Below are 14,680 nucleotides of genomic sequence, written 5' to 3' on the forward strand. Positions count from 1 at the left end.
AGGCAATATTCTGTAAAAATGTGGCGTTTAGGGCTGATTTAAGCCTCATGCTTAGCCTGAGGCAGGGTAAGAAAGGAACCATAAATGAGCCAAACGATGGCGAATTTAGTCGATGTCCGTGGTGTCAGTTTCTCCCGCGGCAACCGATTGATATTTGATGATATTTCGCTGACCGTGCCGCATGGCAAGATCACCGCCATTATGGGCCCGTCAGGCATCGGTAAAACGACGTTGCTGCGTCTTATTGGGGGGCAAATTCCCCCGGACGGCGGCGAAATCCTCTTCGACGGCGAGAACGTCCCGGAGATGTCGCGCTCGCGTCTGTATACCGTCCGCAAACGCATGAGCATGCTCTTTCAGTCTGGGGCTTTGTTCACGGATATGAACGTCTTTGACAACGTGGCCTACCCGCTGCGTGAACATACCCATCTGCCGCCCGAACTGCTGAAAAGCACCGTCATGATGAAGCTTGAAGCCGTTGGTCTGCGGGGGGCGGCGAAATTGATGCCGTCTGAACTCTCTGGCGGTATGGCGCGCCGTGCTGCGCTGGCGCGTGCCATTGCGCTTGAACCCGATTTAATCATGTTTGACGAACCGTTTGTGGGACAGGACCCTATCACCATGGGCGTGCTGGTGAAGTTAATTTCTGAATTAAACAGCGCGCTGGGCGTTACCTGCATCGTGGTGTCTCACGACGTACCGGAAGTGTTGAGCATTGCCGATTACGCCTACATCGTGGCGGACAAAAAGATCGTCGCACACGGTAGCGCCCAGGCGCTGCAGGAAAATTGCGATCCGCGGGTGCGGCAGTTCCTCGACGGTATTGCAGATGGCCCAGTGCCGTTCCGCTACCCGGCTGGCGACTATCGTGACGATTTACTGGGAATAGGGAGTTAAGCCACTCATGCTGTTAAATGCGTTGGCTGCGCTCGGACACCGTGGCATAAAAACCATCAGGACGTTCGGGCGTGCCGGATTAATGTTATTCAACGCGCTGGTCGGCAAGCCGGAATTCCGCAAGCACGCGCCTTTGCTGGTGCGGCAACTTTATAATGTCGGCGTGTTGTCGATGCTGATCATCATCGTGTCCGGCCTGTTTATTGGTATGGTGCTTGGGCTGCAGGGCTACCTGGTGCTGACAACCTACAGTGCGGAAACCAGCCTCGGGATGCTGGTGGCGCTTTCGCTGCTGCGTGAGCTGGGGCCGGTCGTTGCTGCGCTGCTGTTCGCCGGACGCGCGGGCTCTGCCTTAACGGCAGAAATCGGGTTGATGCGCGCCACCGAGCAACTTTCCAGTATGGAAATGATGGCGGTCGATCCGCTGCGTCGCGTCATCTCACCGCGTTTTTGGGCGGGGGTGATTTCGCTACCGCTGCTGACTATCCTCTTTGTGGCGGTCGGTATCTGGGGCGGGTCGTTGGTCGGCGTGCACTGGAAAGGTATTGATGCCGGTTTCTTCTGGTCCGCAATGCAGGATGCCATCGACCTGCGGATGGATCTGGTGAACTGTTTAATCAAGAGCGTGGTCTTTGCCATTACGGTCACCTGGATTGCGTTATTCAACGGGTATGATGCTATTCCAACCTCGGCAGGCATCAGCCGTGCAACGACACGTACCGTCGTTCATTCGTCGCTGGCCGTACTGGGTCTGGATTTTGTGCTCACCGCACTGATGTTTGGGAATTGAGTTCATGCAAACGAGAAAAAATGAAATTTGGGTTGGCGTATTCCTGTTACTGGCGCTGCTGGCGGCCCTGTTTATCTGCCTGAGAGCGGCGGATATCACCTCTGTCCGCACCGAGCCGACGTATCGCGTTTATGCCACCTTCGATAATATCGGTGGCCTGAAGGCGCGCTCACCGGTCCGTATTGGCGGCGTGGTGATTGGACGCGTATCAGACATTACGCTGGATGAGAAAACCTATCTGCCGCGCGTCGCGATGGATATTGAAGAGCGTTATAACCACATTCCCGATACCAGCTCGCTTTCCATCCGCACCTCCGGTCTGCTTGGCGAACAATATCTGGCACTTAACGTTGGCTTTGAAGATCCTGAGCTGGGAACGACTATCCTTAAAGACGGTAGCGTGATCCAGGATACGAAGTCCGCGATGGTGCTGGAAGATATGATTGGTCAGTTCCTTTACAACAGTAAAGGAGATGATAAAAAGTCTGAGGCTGCCCCTGCGCAGAGTGAAGACCCTACCAATGTTGCGCCGACCCCTGGTGCTGCGAATTAATTTCAGGAGAAGTCATTCATGTTTAAACGACTGCTAATGGTTGCCATGTTGGTCATTGCCCCTCTCACTGCGGCACAGGCTGCAGATCAGAGCAACCCGTACAAACAGATGGACGCGGCCGCGAAGAAAACCTTCGATCGTCTTAAAAACGAACAGCCGAAGATTCGCGCTAATCCTGATTACCTGCGTGATGTGGTCGATCAGGAACTGTTGCCGTATGTGCAGATCAAATATGCAGGCGCACTGGTGCTGGGCCGTTACTACAAAGATGCGACCCCGGCACAGCGTGAGGCTTACTTTGCTGCGTTCCGTGAATACCTGAAACAGGCTTATGGCCAGGCGCTGGCGATGTACCATGGCCAGACCTACCAGATTGCGCCTGAACAGCCGCTGGGCGATGCCACCATCGTGCCTATCCGCGTGACGATTAACGATCCTAACGGTCGTCCGCCGGTTCGTCTGGACTTCCAGTGGCGTAAAAACAGCCAGACTGGAAACTGGCAGGCGTATGACATGATTGCCGAAGGGGTGAGCATGATCACCACCAAACAGAACGAGTGGAGCGACCTGCTGCGCACGAAAGGCATTGATGGCCTGACCGCGCAGCTGCAGTCTATCTCTCGTCAGAAAATTACCCTAGACGAGAAGAAGTAATGTCGCAGCAACTGAGATGGTCGCGTGATGGCGAAACGTTAACGTTGTCGGGTGAGCTCGATCAGGATCTGCTAAACCCGCTGTGGGATAAACGCCATGAGGCGATGCAGGGCGTGACGCTGATTGATCTCAGTGCTGTCTCGCGGGTCGATACGGCGGGAGTTGCGCTGCTCACCCATCTGATCGCGGTGGGTAAAACCCAGGGTGCAAACGTCAGGCTTCACGGCGCGAGCGATAACGTCATGACCCTGGCGCAGCTTTATAATCTGCCTCAGGACGTTTTACCGCGCTAATATTTTCAGTGCGTTACTTCTGAAAGCCCCGACTGTTTCATCGTCGGGGCTTTTTGCTTGTTTAAGACGACGCCACTTTGCTCTAAGATGTTGGGCTTGTTTTCACTATCAGATGATATAGACCCCATGGAAAATAATGAAATCCAGGCAGTGCTGATGAATGCACTCACCCTTCAGGAAGTCCACGTCTCTGGCGATGGCAGCCACTTCCAGGTTATTGCTGTGGGTGAGATCTTTGACGGGATGAGTCGTGTGAAGAAACAGCAGGCTGTCTATGCGCCGCTGATGGAATACATTGCGGATAACCGCATCCACGCCCTGTCGATTAAAGCGTTCACCCCGCAAGAGTGGGCACGCGATCGCAAACTAAACGGTTTTTGAGCTGAGGGCGAGACGCCCGCAGCACGGTTGAATTTATAAGAGAGCAATTACATGGACAAATTTCGTGTACAGGGGCCAACGCGTCTCCAGGGCGAAGTCACAATTTCTGGCGCAAAAAACGCTGCGCTGCCCATCCTCTTTGCTGCATTGCTCGCGGAAGAGCCGGTAGAAATTCAGAACGTACCTAAGCTGAAAGATATCGACACCACCATGAAGTTGCTCACCCAGTTGGGCACGAAAGTCGAGCGTAACGGCTCCGTCTGGATCGACGCCAGCAACGTGAACAACTTCTCTGCGCCCTACGATCTGGTGAAAACCATGCGCGCATCCATCTGGGCGCTTGGCCCACTGGTGGCGCGTTTTGGTCAGGGTCAGGTATCACTGCCGGGCGGCTGCGCCATCGGTGCGCGTCCGGTTGACCTGCACATCTTTGGCCTGGAGAAACTGGGCGCGGAGATCAAACTGGAAGAAGGTTACGTCAAGGCGTCCGTCAACGGTCGCCTGAAAGGTGCGCACATTGTCATGGACAAAGTGAGCGTGGGCGCTACCGTCACCATTATGTCTGCGGCGACGCTGGCAGAAGGCACGACCATCATCGAAAACGCCGCACGTGAACCGGAAATTGTGGATACCGCAAACTTCCTCGTGGCGCTGGGTGCGAAGATTTCCGGCCAGGGCACTGACCGTATCACCATCGAAGGCGTTGAACGCCTGGGTGGCGGTGTCTATCGCGTTCTGCCGGACCGTATCGAAACCGGTACCTTCCTGGTGGCTGCGGCGATCTCTGGCGGGAAGATTGTTTGTCGCAACGCACAGCCTGATACCCTGGATGCGGTGCTGGCTAAACTGCGCGATGCGGGTGCGGATATCGAAATCGGCGAAGACTGGATCAGTCTTGATATGCACGGCCAGCGTCCAAAAGCCGTCAATGTGCGTACTGCACCGCATCCGGCGTTCCCGACGGACATGCAGGCTCAGTTTACGCTGTTAAACCTGGTTGCCGAAGGCACGGGCTTCATCACTGAAACCATCTTCGAGAACCGCTTCATGCACGTACCGGAACTCATCCGTATGGGCGCGCACGCTGAGATCGAAAGCAATACGGTCATTTGCCACGGCGTGGAAAAACTGTCTGGTGCGCAGGTGATGGCAACCGATCTTCGCGCGTCTGCAAGCCTGGTGCTGGCGGGCTGTATCGCAGAAGGGACGACTATTGTTGACCGTATCTACCACATCGATCGTGGCTATGAGCGTATCGAAGACAAACTGCGCGCGCTGGGTGCAAATATCGAGCGTGTGAAAGGCGAGTAATCGTTCTTGCACCCCCCTGGCCTGTAAAGGCCGGGGGATTGCTGATGCTGTTAAATTTGCAGTGTTACTTCGACTGCTTCTTCTGGCGCATCGTGCGCGTTCTGTCGATAAATTCGTGAGTTATAGGGTCGTGATAGCGTGACGGCCAGATGATCCACGGATGCGTGTCCAGCGCCGTCGCAATAATCAATTCCCCCTTCGGCCACGGGCGAGTCAGCGCGTTTGCCAGCGTCGATGAGCTTAACCCGTTACGGCGCGATTCCGCCGCCAGTGATGTCCCTTTTTTGCGCAGCGCCGCAATAATATCAGCTGAGTGCCAGTCGATCAGTTTCATATCCATAAAGCTGTCCTTGTGTTCGTTTTCACCCACGCCATTTCTCCTGAAATGACAGGATTACTATACCTTCTTCGAACATGTGTTCTAAAAAGTTCGCGTTACTGGAAGCAATATTCAGAATATGACATGGCTTTATTCATGCGGGATGTAAGTCGATGATTTAACGTGATGATGGAATTTATGAGTGCTTATTGGAGCCTCCCCGTGTGGCCACGGGGAGAAGGGGGAAGGATTAACGATCGCGCTGAACGGCGATGTGGGCAAGACCAATCAACGCGTCACGCCACGGGCTGTCCGGAATCACCTGAAGTGCTTCGATGGCTTTGTCTGCCTCTTCTTCAGCACGCTGACGCGTCCATTCCAGCGATCCGCAGTGTGCCATTGTTTCCAGTACAGGTTCCAGAAGATGGCGACCATTTCCTTGCTCGATCGCTTCACGGATCAGTTTCGCCTGCTCGGGGGTTCCGTGACGCATTGCATGGAGCAGCGGCAGCGTTGGTTTGCCTTCGTTCAGGTCATCCCCAACGTTTTTGCCGAGCGTTTCGCCGTCGGCACTGTAGTCCAGCAAATCATCGATCAGCTGGAAGGCAGTCCCCAGATAACGGCCATAATCCTGAAGCCCTTTTTCCTGGGCTTCAGTGCAGCCAGCAAGGATGCCAGCGCATTGCGCCGCAGCTTCAAACAGGCGCGCCGTCTTGCTGTAAATCACGCGCATGTAGTTTTCTTCGGTGATATCCGGGTCGTTAACGTTCATCAACTGCAGGACTTCACCTTCAGCGATAACGTTTACCGCTTCAGACATCACTTCCAGCACTTTCAGCGAGCCGAGGCTGGTCATCATCTGGAAAGCACGGGTATAGATGAAATCCCCCACCAGAACGCTGGCTGCGTTGCCAAACGCTGCGTTCGCGGTTGCTTTGCCACGGCGCATGTCTGATTCATCCACCACGTCATCATGCAGCAGCGTGGCTGTGTGGATAAATTCGATCAGGGCCGCAATCGTGACGTGGGCATTTCCCTGATAGCCAACGGCGCGAGCGGCCAGAATGGCAATCATCGGGCGAATGCGTTTACCGCCGCCGCTAACGATGTAATAGCCCAACTGATTGATCAGCTGAACATCAGAGTTGAGTTGCTCCAGGATTGCTGCATTCACACCCGCCATATCTTGCGCGGTTAACTCGTTGATTTTTTCTAAATTCATCGCAAAAGCCGGGCTTTTTATCCTGTTTATCCCACGGAGTGTGGGTTCACAAAGGGTTTCGGTTTATCAATAGTATCGCTGATTGTACTGAAAAAACGGCTCAGATAAACGTTACCGTACGCGTTGTGTTTTTTTTCTTCATGTATTGATGGTAGCACTTGTCAAAGGCTCGCGTTTTGCGTAATATTCGCGCCCTATTGTGAATATTTATAGCGCACTCTGATTCATACGAGGATGTGCGCGGAAGCGGAGTTTATATGTACGCGGTTTTCCAAAGTGGTGGTAAACAACACCGAGTAAGCGAAGGTCAGACCATTCGCCTGGAAAAGCTGGACATCGCAACTGGCGAATCTGTTGAATTCGCTGAAGTTCTGATGATCGCAAACGGTGAAGAAGTCAAAATCGGCGTTCCTTTCGTTGATGGCGGCGTGATCAAAGCTGAAGTTGTTGCACACGGTCGTGGCGAGAAAGTTAAAATCGTTAAGTTTCGTCGTCGTAAGCACTACCGTAAGCAGCAGGGCCACCGTCAGTGGTTCACTGATGTGAAAATTACTGGCATCAGCGCCTAAGACCTGAGGAGAGATTTAAATGGCACATAAAAAGGCTGGCGGCTCCACACGTAACGGTCGCGATTCAGAAGCTAAACGCCTTGGCGTTAAGCGTTTCGGTGGCGAATCCGTTCTGGCGGGTAGCATCATCGTTCGTCAACGTGGTACCAAATTCCACGCTGGCAACAACGTAGGTTGCGGTCGTGACCACACTCTGTTTGCTAAAGCAGACGGTAAAGTGAAATTTGAAGTTAAAGGCCCGAACAACCGTAAATACATCAGCATCGTTGCTGAGTAAGGTTTTCTCGGTCCGGTAACGGATTAAAGCCCCGCAACGTGTTGCGGGGCTTTTTACATTGGAAACCCGGAAAATTTCTGTAGGGAAAACGGGCATGAAGCAGCAGGCCGGCATAGGTATTCTTTTGGCGCTCACCACCGCAATGTGCTGGGGTGCACTGCCAATTGCAATGAAGCAGGTTCTGGAAGTGATGGAGCCGCCTACGGTGGTCTTTTATCGCTTCCTGATGGCAAGCATTGGCCTCGGTGCCATTCTGGTGATTAAAGGTAAGCTTCCACCGCTGCGTCTCTTCCGAAAGCCGCGCTGGCTGGTTTTACTGGCGATTGCGACGGGCGGTCTGTTCGGTAACTTCATCCTGTTTAGCTCCTCCCTGCAATATCTCAGCCCCACGGCGTCGCAGGTGATCGGCCAGCTTTCACCGGTCGGCATGATGGTCGCCAGCGTCTTTATCCTCAAGGAGAAGATGCGCGGAACGCAGATTATCGGAGCGAGCATGCTGCTCTGTGGTCTGGTGATGTTTTTCAACACCAGCCTGGTTGAGATTTTCACCCGCCTGACGGATTACACCTGGGGTGTAATTTTCGGTGTCGGGGCAGCAACGGTCTGGGTGAGTTATGGCGTCGCACAAAAGGTGTTATTGCGTCGTCTGGCCTCACAGCAGATCCTCTTTTTATTGTACACTTTGTGTACAATAGCATTGCTGCCGTTAGCAAAGCCGGGTGTGATTACTCAGCTTAGCGACTGGCAACTGGCGTGCCTCATCTTTTGTGGGCTTAATACGCTGGTCGGTTATGGCGCGCTGGCTGAGGCAATGGCGCGCTGGCAGGCAGCGCAGGTGAGCGCGTTAATCACGCTGACTCCGCTGTTTACGCTGTTATTTTCAGATTTGTTATCAATGGCCTGGCCCGATGTCTTCGTCAAGCCGATGCTCAACTTGTTGGGTTATCTCGGTGCGTTTGTCGTGGTTGCGGGTGCGATGTATTCCGCCATTGGTCATCGTCTCTGGGGGCGTTGGCGCAAAAATGAAGCGGTCGTAGTAGTCCCCCGCTCAGGCGAATGAGTTACGGAGAGTAAAATGAAGTTTGTTGATGAAGCGACGATTCTGGTCGTGGCAGGTGATGGCGGTAACGGTTGTGTAAGCTTCCGCCGTGAAAAATATATTCCTCGTGGCGGCCCTGACGGCGGTGACGGTGGCGATGGTGGTGACGTGTGGCTGGAGGCGGATGAAAACCTCAACACGCTGATCGACTACCGTTTCGAAAAATCTTTCCGCGCCGAGCGCGGCCAGAACGGCCAGAGCCGTGACTGTACGGGTAAACGTGGTAAAGACGTCAACATCAAGGTTCCGGTCGGTACGCGTGTGATTGACCAGGGCACCGGTGAAACCATGGGTGATATGACCAAACACGGTCAGCGCCTGCTGGTTGCTAAAGGTGGCTGGCACGGTCTGGGTAACAGCCGTTTTAAATCATCGGTTAACCGTGCTCCGCGTCAGAAAACCATGGGGACACCGGGCGATACGCGCGAGCTGCAGCTGGAACTGATGCTGCTGGCTGACGTCGGTATGCTGGGTATGCCTAATGCCGGTAAATCGACGTTTATCCGTGCTGTATCAGCCGCTAAGCCAAAAGTGGCGGATTATCCGTTTACGACGCTGGTGCCAAGCTTGGGCGTTGTCCGTATGGACCACGAAAAGAGCTTTGTTGTCGCTGATATCCCGGGTTTGATCGAGGGCGCAGCAGAAGGCGCAGGACTGGGTATTCGCTTCCTGAAACACCTTGAGCGCTGCCGCGTATTACTGCACATCGTTGATATTAATCCAATCGATGAGTCCGATCCGGTCGAAAACGCCCGTATCATCATCAGCGAACTGGAAAAATACAGCGAAAAACTCGCAGGTAAGCCACGCTGGCTGGTCTTCAACAAGATCGACCTGATGGATAAAGCCGAAGCGGAAGCAAAAGCGAAAGCCATTGCTGAAGCGATGGGTTGGGAAGATAAATATTATCTGATCTCTGCGGCAAGCCAGGTCGGCGTGAAAGATCTCTGCTGGGATGTGATGACCTTTATCATCGAGAACCCAATCGTTCAGCCAGAAGAGGCGAAACAGCCTGAAAAAGTCGAATTCATGTGGGATGACTACCACCGTCAGCAGCTCGAAGAGCTGGAAGCGGAAGACGATGATGAAGACTGGGACGATGACTGGGATGAAGACGACGAAGAAGGCGTTGAGTTCATCTACAAGCATTAATACCTGAAAGAAGCCCCGCTAAGGGGCTTTTTTTTATCCTAACGTCGACGGCAACCAGCAGCTGGCGATTAAGCCGCCCTCAGCGCCGTTATCCAGCACTAAATTGCCATGGTGGAGTTGAACGATACGCTGAACAATACTCAGCCCCAGGCCGCTGCCACCGTAGCGCTGGTCGAGCCGACGGAAAGGCTCGGTAATGGACTGTCGATGAGCCTCATCGATTCCGGGGCCCTGATCCACCACGCTGACCTGCGTTCCGCCGTCAACTTCCGCTAATTTCACTTCGATGGTCGTTCCCGTTGGGCTATAGCGGGCGGCATTCTCCAGCAAATTTCTGAGCATCAGGCGCAGAAGCACGGCGTCTCCCTGCACGGTAAGACTGCTTTTAGCGGGCCATATCACCGTATGGTCTTTGGCTTCGTGCTCAAGACCCAGCGGCGCAATAATATTCTCTGTCCAGTTGATGGTATCGTAGTGGCCGCTTGCCATCGCCTGTCCGGCTCGCGCCAGCATGAGCAGCTGTTCAACGGTGTGCATCAACTGATCGATACGACTAATCAACGCGGTGGCTTGTGGTGAGCCGGACTGAGCCATTAATTCCAGATGCAACCGGATCCCGGCAAGCGGTGTTCGTAGCTCGTGCGCGGCATCAGCGGTGAAAAGACGCTCCTGCTGTAGGGTGTGATCAAGACGCGCCAGCAGTTGGTTTAGCGATGTCGTCACAGCGCCAACTTCTTCCATATCGGAATACATAGGCAGCGGCGTCAAGTTGTCGGCTGACCGGTTGGCCAGGCTGGCGCGTAATTTGTTAAGCGGGCGGGTTATCCAGGTAACCGCCCAAAAGGAGAAGAGCAGGGTAAAACCGACCATTACGAGAGAAGGGACCAGCAGCGACGCAATCGCTTCACGGATCTCTTTCTCAACGTGCTTGTTACGTGCTTTCGCCGAGAGTGTTTCATTCACCAGAAAGCCAATCTGTTCACGGCTTTCATGCCATAACCAGATGACGCTTATTAACTGGAAAAACAGCAAGATAATCGCCAGCAAAACCATTAATCGCCGACGCATACTGTTCATTTCTGGCTCTCCAGGCGGTATCCGACGCCACGGACCGTTTTGATCCGCTCTTTGCCGAGCTTGCGGCGCAGATTGTGAATATGAACCTCAAGGGTATTTGAACCCGGGTCGTCCTGCCAGGAGTAGATATCCTGCTGCAGCGTCTCACGATGTACCGTTTGACCGCTCCGCATGATGAGGCGCGTCAGGAGGGCAAATTCTTTTGGGGTCACTTCGACAGGCTGGGACTTACGCAACACCTGCTGCGTCTGGAGATTCAGCGTAATGTCACCGTCAGTCAGCATGTTATCGCTGTGTCCCTGATAGCGGCGGATCAGCGCCCGCACGCGCGCCTGAAGTTCTGCGAGGGCAAAAGGTTTAACCAGATAATCATCCGCACCGGAGTCCAGACCGTGAATGCGATCTTCAATGGCATCGCGCGCAGTGAGGATCAGCACTGGATTTTCAACGCCACGACGGCGCCACTGGCTGAGCAGCGTCGCGCCGTCTTTATCCGGTAAGCCTAAATCGAGGATCACCAGGCTATATTCACTGCTCTGGATCAGCGCATCGGCTTCTGCCGCCGTGGCGGCGCAGTCGAGCGCATACCCTTCATTCGCCAGTGCGAGCGCCAACCCTTCCTGCAATAACAGATCGTCTTCAACTATGAGTAGTTTCATCGCTAGTTATTCTGGTAGATGTCCTTGTATAGCCTGCTTTCGAAGCGCACCAGCGGAATACGGCGATTACGCTGATCGGTCGGTTCGACGGCATAGCCGGAAAGATACTGCACGAATGCCATACGTTGTCCGCTGGCCGTGGTGATAAAGCCCGCAAGGTTATACACCCCCTGCAGTGAACCTGTTTTCGCTGACACTTTGCCATCAACACCCGCGGCATGAAGCCCTGCCCGATACTGAAGCGAACCGTCATGCCCGGCAAGTGGCAGCATCGAAATAAAGTTTAGCTCAGCGTCATGTTGGGCAATGTACTGAAGCACTTGCATCATGGTGGCTGGGGAGATCAGATTATGGCGCGATAACCCGGAGCCATCGACGGCGATGGTATTACCAAGATCGATTCCCGCCTGCTGACGCAGGATCTGACGAACGGCGTCTGACCCCGCACGCCAGGTGCCTGGTACGCCGAAACGGGCGTGACCAATCATGCGGAACACGGTGTCAGCAATCATGTTATCTGACTTTTTCAGCATAATCCTGAGCAGGTCATGTAGCGGCGCAGACTGTTTGCTGGCGATGACGGTACCCGGTTGATTAACCTGTGTCTGACGCATCAGTGAGCCAGAATAGGTGATGCCAGCCTGTTTCAGTTCGTCTTTGAGTATCGCACCCGCATAACCCGCTCCGTCCTGAATGGCGAAGGCCAGCGGCAGCGGATCGGCACGCTGCGTCAGGCAGCCGGTGAGGGTGAAACGGTTAAGATCGCCCGGCACGACGTCCAGCTCGCAATACTGCGCATCCGGCGATCCTTTTGCTAATGTGCGTACCTGGCTGAACATCGTGACCGGGTAGTAGGACGCCACGCGGATAAAGGCTAAATCATCCGGCTTGGGGGCGCTGTAGAGCGACACGGAGAAGCAGTTACGGTCAACGATGGCCGCGGCAGGCGGGGCGCTAAAGCACTGCGTCATGTCATTCCACGGCCAGCCAGGGGCTTTATCGTGGCTGGCAAAGATGGACGTGTCGATCAGCACGTTGCCATCAATTTTCTGCACGCCAGATTTTTTCAGCACCGCCACCATATTGCGGATATCCTGGCGCTTGAAGGTCGGGTCACCCCCAAAGCGGGCAATCAGATCGCCTTTCAGTTCGCCACCTTCGACGTTACCTTTGGTCTCAAGCGTGGTCGTAAACCGGAAGTCAGGGCCAAGCTGAAGCAGGGCGGCGAGGGCAGTGATCACCTTCTGGGTACTGGCAGGCAGCGCCATCTGTTGACTGTGAAAGTCAATGTCAGGTGCCTGGGCGCCAACCTTCTGCACCATCAGCGCAAGGTTAGCGCCAGCGGGCAGTTGATTAATGTACTCATCAACGTTCGCGGCCTGAGCGGCGAACGCCATACTGGTAGTCAATCCGATGATAAAACTGGAAAATCGCATAATCTCGCGCTAACAACCCGAAAACAAACCGTCATACTACGGTGCATAGCACTGCAAAGTAAACGATGACCCATAGTGAACTTCGCGGTAAAATGCGTATCAAATTGAAAAATTGCTGCTGACCTGGGGCGTTGCTCCCGGGTCGGTTTTCTTTTTGCTTCTTGCCCGCTTAGGGGGGCAGGAGCAGGGAACACTGCTCCCAACAGGAATGTTTAAGAGGTATAACAAATGCAAGCTATTCCGATGACCTTACGTGGTGCCGAAAAACTGCGCGAAGAGCTGGATTTCCTGAAATCCGTTCGTCGCCCTGAAATCATCGCCGCTATCGCGGATGCGCGCGAGCATGGCGACCTGAAAGAGAACGCTGAATACCATGCGGCGCGTGAGCAGCAGGGCTTCTGTGAAGGGCGTATTAAAGACATCGAAGCGAAGCTGTCTAATGCGCAGGTGATCGACATCACTAAAATGCCAAACAATGGTCGCGTGATCTTTGGTTCTACCGTGAGCGTTCTGAACCTGGACAACGACGAAGAGCAGACTTACCGCATCGTGGGTGACGATGAGGCTGACTTTAAGCAGAACCTGATTTCCGTGAACTCGCCCATCGCGCGTGGTCTGATTGGCAAAGAGCAAGACGATGTGGTCGTGATCCGTACGCCAGGTGGTGAAGTGGAATACGAAATTACTAAGGTTGAGTACCTGTAATTCGCTTCTCCACTGAGATGTTGATACATTGTAAAGAAAAGAAAAAGGCCGCATAGCGGCCTTTTAACAACTCAAGGAGCGTGGCATTTTGCTCACCTGCTGACAGAAATCCCTCGTTTTACACAGAAAATGTGTTCGATTAGGGATATCCTTAACGTGGCAGCGAGATTTTGCGCTCTTTAGATGGGCGGTAGAGCACCAGCGTTTTACCGATGACCTGTACATTACAGGCGCCGGTTTCGCGCACGATGGCTTCCACGATCAGGTTTTTAGTGTCTCTGTCTTCAGAGGCGATTTTCACCTTGATCAGCTCGTGGTGTTCCAGCGCTTGTTCAATCTCGGCAAGCACCCCTTCGGTCAAACCATTGTTGCCAAGCATCACTACAGGCTTGAGCGGATGTGCCAGACCTTTAAGGTGCTGTTTTTGTTTAGTACTCAGATTCATCGTATATTTTTGCTTACGTTGGGATTGAAAACGGTTCATTCTACCGCCATCTCCCTTATATCGCCAAATAGCTGCGTAGAAATTTACGTCACAGGCAAGCAACGATGAACCAGGACGGAAATGTTAAATGACAGGTAAAAAGCGTTCTGCCAGCTCCAGCCGCTGGCTCCAGGAACACTTTAGCGATAAATATGTTCAACAGGCACAGAAAAAGGGGTTGCGTTCCCGTGCCTGGTTTAAACTTGATGAAATACAGCAAAGTGACAAACTTTTTAAGCCGGGGATGACGGTTGTTGACCTCGGTGCGGCACCTGGCGGATGGTCCCAGTATGCGGTAACGCAGATCGGCGGAACGGGCCGAATCATCGCGTGCGATCTTTTACCAATGGATCCCATCGTCGGTGTCGACTTCCTTCAGGGCGACTTTCGTGATGAATTAGTGCTGAAAGCGTTACTTGATCGTGTAGGTGACAGTAAGGTCCAGGTTGTCATGTCAGATATGGCACCAAATATGTGCGGAACACCGGCGGTGGATATCCCCCGCGCCATGTATCTGGTGGAGCTAGCGTTAGAAATGTGTCGTGATGTACTAGCGCCTGGTGGTAGTTTTGTTGTGAAGGTGTTTCAGGGCGAAGGTTTCGAGGAGTACCTTAAGGAAATTCGCTCCCTGTTTGCGAAGGTTAAAGTTCGTAAGCCGGACTCTTCCCGGGCGCGTTCCCGTGAAGTGTATATTGTAGCGACCGGGCGAAAATGATAACCGGTAGATTTCAGACGAAAGTTTGAATGAAACTGGATATAGAGTATCCTGACGCTGTTTTTAACACAGTTGTAATGTGAGGTT

Annotated in this window: 19 protein-coding genes; 13 read left to right on the forward strand and 6 right to left on the reverse strand. The window is 53.6% G+C overall.

Annotation, left to right across the window (positions count from 1 at the left end; genetic code table 11):
• Nucleotides 1-84: 84 nt before the first annotated feature.
• The 7 genes from mlaF to murA all read left to right on the forward strand — a co-directional run bounded on the left by mlaF (nucleotide 85) and on the right by murA (nucleotide 4,879).
• Nucleotides 85-897: a phospholipid ABC transporter ATP-binding protein MlaF gene (mlaF, locus tag KK102_RS12530; protein WP_010436047.1), complete on the forward strand. Its 813-nt coding sequence runs from the start codon at nucleotides 85-87 to the stop codon at nucleotides 895-897.
• 7 nt (nucleotides 898-904) lie between these two features.
• Nucleotides 905-1,687 (forward strand): lipid asymmetry maintenance ABC transporter permease subunit MlaE, encoded by a 783-nt coding sequence (gene mlaE / locus KK102_RS12535; RefSeq protein WP_010436044.1) that lies wholly within the window; start codon nucleotides 905-907, stop codon nucleotides 1,685-1,687.
• Nucleotides 1,688-1,691: 4 nt separating this feature from the next.
• Entirely contained in the window at nucleotides 1,692-2,240 is a 549-nt protein-coding gene (gene mlaD, locus KK102_RS12540) for an outer membrane lipid asymmetry maintenance protein MlaD (protein WP_126545328.1), read from the forward strand.
• Nucleotides 2,241-2,258: 18 nt separating this feature from the next.
• Entirely contained in the window at nucleotides 2,259-2,894 is a 636-nt protein-coding gene (mlaC, locus tag KK102_RS12545; RefSeq protein ID WP_010436040.1) for a phospholipid-binding protein MlaC, read from the forward strand.
• Complete coding sequence (mlaB, locus tag KK102_RS12550; protein ID WP_126545327.1) at nucleotides 2,894-3,187, forward strand: lipid asymmetry maintenance protein MlaB; 294 nt, start codon at nucleotides 2,894-2,896, stop codon at nucleotides 3,185-3,187. Before mlaC ends, mlaB begins: the two co-directional genes overlap by 1 nt.
• Nucleotides 3,188-3,313: 126 nt before the next feature.
• Nucleotides 3,314-3,568, forward strand: a complete 255-nt coding sequence (ibaG, locus tag KK102_RS12555) for a BolA family iron metabolism protein IbaG (RefSeq protein WP_010436035.1) — start codon at nucleotides 3,314-3,316, stop codon at nucleotides 3,566-3,568.
• Between the two features lie 51 nt (nucleotides 3,569-3,619).
• Entirely contained in the window at nucleotides 3,620-4,879 is a 1,260-nt protein-coding gene (gene murA / locus KK102_RS12560; RefSeq protein ID WP_025756701.1) for a UDP-N-acetylglucosamine 1-carboxyvinyltransferase, read from the forward strand.
• Between the two features lie 64 nt (nucleotides 4,880-4,943).
• Here murA and sfsB read toward each other — a convergent pair whose 3' ends face one another.
• Both sfsB and ispB read right to left on the reverse strand, forming a co-directional pair.
• Nucleotides 4,944-5,219 carry a DNA-binding transcriptional regulator SfsB gene (gene sfsB, locus KK102_RS12565; protein ID WP_126545326.1) on the reverse strand — a complete coding sequence of 92 codons (276 nt, stop codon included), beginning with the start codon at nucleotides 5,217-5,219 and terminating at the stop codon, nucleotides 4,944-4,946.
• Nucleotides 5,220-5,448: 229 nt separating this feature from the next.
• Entirely contained in the window at nucleotides 5,449-6,420 is a 972-nt protein-coding gene (ispB, locus tag KK102_RS12570) for an octaprenyl diphosphate synthase (RefSeq protein WP_216357713.1), read from the reverse strand.
• Nucleotides 6,421-6,677: 257 nt separating this feature from the next.
• On the opposite strand from ispB, the gene rplU reads away from it, so the two are divergent.
• From rplU to cgtA, 4 genes are all read left to right on the forward strand, one after another.
• Nucleotides 6,678-6,989 carry a 50S ribosomal protein L21 gene (gene rplU, locus KK102_RS12575; RefSeq protein ID WP_010436026.1) on the forward strand — a complete coding sequence of 104 codons (312 nt, stop codon included), beginning with the start codon at nucleotides 6,678-6,680 and terminating at the stop codon, nucleotides 6,987-6,989.
• A gap of 19 nt (nucleotides 6,990-7,008) precedes the next feature.
• Nucleotides 7,009-7,266: a 50S ribosomal protein L27 gene (rpmA, locus tag KK102_RS12580; RefSeq protein ID WP_004385076.1), complete on the forward strand. Its 258-nt coding sequence runs from the start codon at nucleotides 7,009-7,011 to the stop codon at nucleotides 7,264-7,266.
• A 94-nt stretch (nucleotides 7,267-7,360) separates the two neighbouring features.
• Entirely contained in the window at nucleotides 7,361-8,326 is a 966-nt protein-coding gene (locus tag KK102_RS12585) for a DMT family transporter (protein ID WP_216357714.1), read from the forward strand.
• Nucleotides 8,327-8,341: 15 nt separating this feature from the next.
• On the forward strand, nucleotides 8,342-9,517 hold the full coding sequence (cgtA, locus tag KK102_RS12590) for an Obg family GTPase CgtA (protein ID WP_216357715.1): 1,176 nt from the start codon (nucleotides 8,342-8,344) through the stop codon (nucleotides 9,515-9,517).
• Nucleotides 9,518-9,550: 33 nt separating this feature from the next.
• On the opposite strand, the gene pmrB is transcribed toward cgtA, so the two are convergent.
• From pmrB to dacB, 3 genes are read right to left on the reverse strand one after another with little or no spacing between them, the layout of a single operon-like run.
• Nucleotides 9,551-10,594 (reverse strand): two-component system sensor histidine kinase PmrB, encoded by a 1,044-nt coding sequence (gene pmrB, locus KK102_RS12595; RefSeq protein ID WP_216357716.1) that lies wholly within the window; start codon nucleotides 10,592-10,594, stop codon nucleotides 9,551-9,553.
• Nucleotides 10,591-11,253, reverse strand: coding sequence for a two-component system response regulator PmrA (gene pmrA, locus KK102_RS12600; protein WP_216357717.1), 663 nt, complete (start codon nucleotides 11,251-11,253; stop codon nucleotides 10,591-10,593). Before pmrA ends, pmrB begins: the two co-directional genes overlap by 4 nt.
• Before the next feature lie 2 nt (nucleotides 11,254-11,255).
• Nucleotides 11,256-12,689 (reverse strand): serine-type D-Ala-D-Ala carboxypeptidase, encoded by a 1,434-nt coding sequence (gene dacB, locus KK102_RS12605; protein ID WP_216357718.1) that lies wholly within the window; start codon nucleotides 12,687-12,689, stop codon nucleotides 11,256-11,258.
• A gap of 228 nt (nucleotides 12,690-12,917) precedes the next feature.
• Between dacB and greA the strand changes: the two genes are divergently transcribed.
• Nucleotides 12,918-13,394 (forward strand): transcription elongation factor GreA, encoded by a 477-nt coding sequence (gene greA, locus KK102_RS12610; RefSeq protein WP_126545320.1) that lies wholly within the window; start codon nucleotides 12,918-12,920, stop codon nucleotides 13,392-13,394.
• Between the two features lie 151 nt (nucleotides 13,395-13,545).
• Here greA and yhbY read toward each other — a convergent pair whose 3' ends face one another.
• Complete coding sequence (gene yhbY, locus KK102_RS12615) at nucleotides 13,546-13,839, reverse strand: ribosome assembly RNA-binding protein YhbY (RefSeq protein ID WP_003861814.1); 294 nt, start codon at nucleotides 13,837-13,839, stop codon at nucleotides 13,546-13,548.
• Nucleotides 13,840-13,966: 127 nt separating this feature from the next.
• On the opposite strand from yhbY, the gene rlmE reads away from it, so the two are divergent.
• Nucleotides 13,967-14,593, forward strand: coding sequence for a 23S rRNA (uridine(2552)-2'-O)-methyltransferase RlmE (gene rlmE, locus KK102_RS12620; RefSeq protein WP_003861812.1), 627 nt, complete (start codon nucleotides 13,967-13,969; stop codon nucleotides 14,591-14,593).
• Nucleotides 14,594-14,680 lie beyond the last annotated feature (87 nt).

Source organism: Enterobacter quasimori, from assembly GCF_018597345.1.
In the GTDB taxonomy this organism is placed as follows: domain Bacteria; phylum Pseudomonadota; class Gammaproteobacteria; order Enterobacterales; family Enterobacteriaceae; genus Enterobacter; species Enterobacter mori.